The 3229-nt window shown below is 61.5% G+C and carries 2 protein-coding genes and 2 pseudogenes; all 4 read left to right on the forward strand.

Features of this window, described 5'->3' with window-relative positions; all coding sequences use genetic code 11:
- Positions 1–326 (forward strand): annotated as a pseudogene (locus tag JCM12296_RS33630) (hydroxymethylbilane synthase); the annotation flags it as partial.
- A pseudogene (locus JCM12296_RS49975) lies at positions 310–423 on the forward strand (SAM-dependent methyltransferase); the annotation flags it as partial. The pseudogenes JCM12296_RS33630 and JCM12296_RS49975, both read left to right, overlap by 17 nt.
- Before the next feature lie 64 nt (positions 424–487).
- Positions 488–1840 carry a uroporphyrinogen-III C-methyltransferase gene (gene cobA, locus JCM12296_RS33635; RefSeq protein WP_306304188.1) on the forward strand — a complete coding sequence of 451 codons (1353 nt, stop codon included), beginning with the start codon at positions 488–490 and terminating at the stop codon, positions 1838–1840.
- Between the two features lie 49 nt (positions 1841–1889).
- Entirely contained in the window at positions 1890–2801 is a 912-nt protein-coding gene (gene moaA, locus JCM12296_RS33640; protein ID WP_246805281.1) for a GTP 3',8-cyclase MoaA, read from the forward strand.
- The last annotated feature ends 428 nt before the right edge of the window (positions 2802–3229 follow it).

The raw sequence follows: 3229 nt of genomic DNA on the forward strand, positions 1-3229 counted from the left end.
CCCGCACCGATGACCCCCGTGTCGCGGCGGTGGTCGGCGTGCTGGACGATTTTCCCACGCGGCAGGTCGTGCTGGGTGAACGGGCCTTTCTGAACCGATTGGAAGGCGGCTGTCAGGTTCCCATCGCCGGCCACGGTCATATTGTCGCCGAAATTTCCCTGACCGGTCTGGTTTGCGAAGTGGACGGCACCCGCCAGATCAAACAGACACATAGCGGCGCCCCCGACCAGAGCGAGCAGATCGGCGTGGCGTTGGCCGAGACACTGCTGGCCATGGGTGCCGGCGAAATTCTGGAAAGACTGAACGAACATGCCCAATCATCCTGAAACCGGCAAGGTATTTCTCGTGGGTGCCGGTCCCGGAGACCCCGGCCTGATCACCGTCAAGGGGGCCGACTGTATCGCCGCCGCCGATGTGGTGATCTACGATTATCTGGCTTCACCGGCCCTTTTAACCCACGCCCGGCCGGACGCGGAAACTGATCTATGTGGGCAAGAAGGGCGGCGACCACACCCTGCCCCAGGAGGGCATCAACGCCCTGATTGTGGAAAAGGCGCAAGGCGGTGCCGTTGTGGCCCGCCTCAAGGGCGGCGACCCCTTCATCTTCGGTCGGGGGGGCGAGGAAGCCGAAGTCCTGATCGCCGCCGGCATTGCCTTCGAGGTGGTCCCCGGTGTCACGGCCGCCATCGGCGCCTCGGCCTACGCGGGCATTCCCCTGACCCATCGGGATTACACCTCGGACGTGGCCTTCGTCACCGGTCATGAGGATCCCACCAAGGCCGAGTCCAGTGTGGATTGGAAAGCCCTGGCCACGGGGATCGGCACCCTGGTCTTCTTCATGGGGGTCAAGAACCTGCCGACGATTGCCGGACAGCTGATGGCCAACGGCCGTCCGGCGGACACCCCGGTGGCAGTGATCCGCTGGGGCACCACGCCCCGGCAACGCACGGTCACCGGCACCCTGGCCACCATCGTCGACATCGTTCGTGAGGCGGGCCTCAAGGCGCCGGCCATTATCATCGTCGGCGGTGTGGTGAAGCTTCGCGAAACCATGCAGTGGTTCGAAAAGCGTCCCCTGATGGGACGGCGCATCGTGGTCACGCGCGCCCGGGAGCAGGCCAGCGATCTGGTACGCAAGCTGACCGCCGTCGGCGCCGAATGCATCCAGTGCCCGACGATCCAGGTCTTTCCACCGGCTGACCCGGAGCCCCTGGACCAGGCCATTGCCAGCTTGGATCAATACGATTGGGTGGTTTTCACCAGCGTCAACGGGGTGGACTTCTTCTTCCGCCGCCTTTTCGACAAGGGGCTCGACGTGCGGGCACTGGGCCACCTCAAGACGGCCACCATCGGCCCTGCCACGGCCCAGCGCTTGCGCGCCTTCGGCCTCGCCAGTGACATCATTCCGGCCAGCTACCGCGCCGAATCGGTGGTCGATGCCTTTGCCGCCATGCCGGTGACGGGATCGAAAATCCTTTTGCCCCGGGCCAGGGAAGCTCGCAGCGTTCTACCGGTGGAATTGACCCGCATGGGCGCCATCGTGGACGAGGTGACCGCCTATGAGACCCGGCAGGCTGACAATGATGGCACCGAACTGATCGAACGCCTTGAATCCGGCGGGGTCGACATGGTCACCTTTACCAGTTCGTCCACGGTGAAAAACTTTCACCGCCTGCTGCCAGCGGAGCGGATCCACGACCTGCTGGATCGGGTCCAGGTAGCCAGCATCGGCCCCATCACCTCCGAGACGGCCAGGGAATTGGGGTATACCGTAACCATCGAAGCCGCCACCTTCACCATTGACGGTCTCGTCGAGGCCATCTTAAACGCCCAGGCCTAAGGCCGCCACCGAGAGACCGCCTGCGGCACCGAACGAAAGCACCCTGGCAATGCCCAACGCTACCCATCAAGCCATAGACGACAGCCTGGTCGACCGCGAACAACGCCACCTCAACTATCTGCGGATTTCCATTACCGACCGTTGTAACTTGAGATGCCTTTACTGCGTACCGGATGGCCGCATCCCCCGTCTGTCCCACGACCAGATTCTCAGCTACGAGGAAATTCTGCGCATCGTCCACGTCGGCATTCGCCTGGGGATCCAGAAGGTTCGCATCACCGGCGGAGAACCCCTGGTCCGTAACGGCGCCATCGATCTTCTGCGCCGCTTGACGGCCATTCCGGAATTGAAAGATATCTCCCTGACCACCAACGGCGTGCTGCTCGAAGCCAATGCCCAGCGGATTTTCGATGCCGGTATCCGCCGCATCAACATCAGCCTGGATTCGCTGAAACGCGAACGCTATGCCCACATTACCGGCTATGACATGTTTGATCGCGTGTGGGCGGGAATCCAGCGCGCCCATGCAATCGGTTTTTCCCCGATCAAGATCAACGCCGTGGCCATGCGGGGCATCAACGACGACGAAATCGTCGATTTCGGCCGGCTCTCGCTGGCGTATCCCTTCCACATCCGCTTCATCGAATACATGCCCATCGGCAACAGCCGCACGAGTTCTCAGGATCAGATCCTGACGCCCGAAATCCAGGAACGCATCAGCACGGCGTTGGGGGAATTGATTCCCGTTGAAAACGGTCGCAACGACGGCCCCGCCAGGCGATTTCGCATTGCCGGCGCGCCAGGTGAAATCGGCTTCATCAGCGCCCTGAGCCATCACTTCTGCAGCCAATGCAATCGTCTGCGTCTGACGGCCGACGGAAAATTGCGGGCCTGCCTTCTTTCGGATCACTACGAACCTTCAGGGAAATTCTCAGAAGCGGTGGCACCGATGAGCAGCTGATCGAGGTTTTCCGAACCGCCGCCAAGAAAAAATCCGCCAGACATCAGCTCTGTTCCATCGACAGCAGCCCGGTTAAGGATCAGATGCAAGGTATCGGCGGATAGGTTCCTGTGGACGGATTCGTAAGAAGCCCGATATCGGCGTTACGCGAATCCTTCGTCACTGCGGCGTACGCAAAAGTACGCCTCATTCCTTAAGGATTCGCAAGCCTTGATCTCGGGCTTCTTACGAATCCGTCAATTTTGCGTTGCCACGTTTCCCGCCTGATCCCATATCACCATTCCACATCGCCTCTCAGGATCGCAAGGTGGCCGTCAGGCGAAGGGGGTGCATGAGCAATTCAAGTGCGCCGACGATGTCCGTACAGACGACATCGGCCGCGTTCAGGCTGACCGATGCGGCCCCTTCGGCCAGAATGACGGCGATTC

The sequence above is a fragment of the Desulfosarcina cetonica JCM 12296 genome (assembly GCF_001311845.1).
Classification (GTDB): domain Bacteria; phylum Desulfobacterota; class Desulfobacteria; order Desulfobacterales; family Desulfosarcinaceae; genus Desulfosarcina; species Desulfosarcina cetonica.

Coding starts and splice junctions, on each gene's coding strand:
- moaA (WP_246805281.1), top strand. CDS start 1,890: ATGCCCAACGCTACCCATCAAGCCATAGACGACAGCCTGGTCGACCGC.